Annotated in this window: 1 protein-coding gene; it reads left to right on the top strand. The window is 61.0% G+C overall.

Going from position 1 to position 254, the window contains the following annotated elements:
* Positions 1 to 237 (top strand): hypothetical protein (locus tag Q4563_RS21155; RefSeq protein ID WP_303605923.1); only part of this gene is annotated, 237 nt, incomplete at its 5' end.
* Positions 238 to 254: the final 17 nt, after the last annotated feature.

Below are 254 nucleotides of genomic sequence, written 5' to 3'. Positions count from 1 at the left end.
CCCCGGCTCTATGCCCCGCGCGATACCGATAAAAAACTCGTCACCGAGCTTTCCGGTGAGCGCCAGTTCCCCGATGGCTCGTGGCAAGATCCCGCGCCCGGCCCCAATCACACCGGCGACGCGCTGAAAAACGCCCTCGTGCAATTCGAATTCCTGAAGCCCCGACTCATGGCCGACAAACGCGCTGCCGAGGAGAAACGCCGCAGCGATGAGGCCAAAAAGAAAACTACGCCGTAACATTCCGGCTCAGACAC

The sequence above is a fragment of the Gilvimarinus sp. 1_MG-2023 genome (genome assembly GCF_030548285.1).
Note: the sequence above shows the minus strand (reverse complement) of the source record. Positions and strands in the feature narration are given on the sequence as shown.